Annotated in this window: 1 protein-coding gene; it reads right to left on the bottom strand. The window is 52.8% G+C overall.

The genetic code is table 11. The annotated features are described in order from the left end of the window. Positions 1-178: 178 nt before the first annotated feature. Complete coding sequence (locus tag GS630_RS22235; protein ID WP_171712269.1) at positions 179-1573, bottom strand: primase-helicase family protein; 1395 nt, start codon at positions 1571-1573, stop codon at positions 179-181. Positions 1574-1847 lie beyond the last annotated feature (274 nt).

Consider the following 1847-nt stretch of genomic DNA (forward strand, 5'->3'; position numbering starts at 1 on the left):
CCCTTGAACCGTGTTTTCGGTCGTCCCTGCGTCGAGGTCACCCAGCACCCGTTCTCATCCTCAGAGGATTGCGATAGGACGGAGTTGGCCCTCGAAAGGGCCTCCTCGTAGTGGGTGTCCATGATGTACTGCAACCAGATTTCGCAGTCGTCTCTCAAGAAGAAGTGCTGACCATCCATCATATGATCTTCACTTCGTCGAACCGGCTGTCACCAGCAATGTGATCGTTGATGCTCACTGGCTCAAAGTCAGGACCATGGATTTTACCCCGCTCGATCCAATAGCCGGACTTAACCCAAATCGCGCGTTGATAGTCTTTGCCACCCCACTTGGCCTTGGTCTTCTGCCAGTCCAACTCATCCATGAGGTGCTTGGTTTGGTTGATGTTTCCTTTGAGGTTCGTCTGGACGAACTCAACCACTCCCGCTTCAGGCAGGGCGACGAGCCCACTAGCATTCAGTTCTTCCTCCAACCGATCAACGATGGTGTCTCGGCTGGTCTGATGCAGGCGTTCCATGGTCGGGGTCTGATGGTCAGCGATGTTAAGGCTCTTGGCGCTGAATTCTTCGGGCAGTTGTCTCTGCATCAAGGCATTATAGACACGGGCCACGTTCGCCGGATCATCCAGGAACTGAAGAACCTGACCCACGAGGTTCGAAAACTCGTTGGCGCGAGAACCACCTGATCGTCCGTCATGGTTTACGTCCATTGCGAGATAACGCCGCTCACCCTCACCGATCCATGATGGCCAGATGTTCGAGGTGAACAGGAAGCAGCACGACTGCTTTGCGCGTTCAGCTTCAATCCCTTTCCGCTCTATCAGAACGTAAGGGTCAGTGATGAAGGTTTTGATTGCGTTTTCCTGCGGCGACCCCGGCTTGATCTGGGTTTCCTCACACACCACAAGCTTGCTTGTCAGAACCGTGGCGTTGAACTGCTGCGTAAGCTTGCTGACGTTATTTGGAACTACGGTGTTCTGAGTGCCGAAGAGTTCGGTTAGAATGCGTGCCGTTGTACTTTTCCCAGTACCTCTTCCCCGCGAATACAGGAACGGAGCCCAAGCAGGCTTTTCGCCCTCGTTCTGAAGGCTCCATGCCAGCCTGTTCAGGAACTGCTCACGGTCATGCTCAAGCTGAAAGAACTCGTCGAAAAACTGTCCGATGATGCCAAGCTCAGCGGAATTGATCCTAAGTTTGCGATATTCAGGTTCGACCCAGGTGTTGGCGGCGACCGCACCCCGTGACCTTATCAGTCGGTTCGGGTTTCCGGCCTCACAGATTGCCGTTCCGTTCCAGACCTGAAACGACCGGTTGACGTCAGTATGCTGCGTTTCGATCAGCAGCTTGAATAGGGCTTTGACAAGGTCTTTGCTCAGTGGGACTTCAGGATGCTCGTCTCGTACCCGGTTCAGGATCATCCGCTCCACGTCATTGCGCGACAGTGGAACACTCAGATTCTCCACGTCGAAGAACTTGTTGTCTCTCCGAACGATCTGATCGCCATAGGCCTTTACTAGACGTTGAACTTGCTCGGTTACCTCCGCTCTAGCAGTTGGATTGTTGTTGGTTTCCATTGATGGTTATCTCCCATCATTGATGCTCCCGGCTTAGCCACGCACCCCGTATCAGGAGACGGCTGATTAGACCGTTTATGGGGGGCTGGCACCAGGTGCATAATCGTGTTCTTCTCTCCTATAGAGTGCCCTGGAAGATTTTGATGGTCTGGAAAGGCCCTGAAAACCCTTATTTTTATGGCCAAAATGGACTTCTAAGGCGCATTTTTCCTGCTGATGCAAAAAACGACCGAATTTGGCCGTGAAACTCACCTGAAACAAGCGTCAATTTCGT

It is taken from the genome of Ruegeria sp. HKCCD7303, assembly GCF_013111185.1.
Lineage (GTDB): Bacteria > Pseudomonadota > Alphaproteobacteria > Rhodobacterales > Rhodobacteraceae > Ruegeria.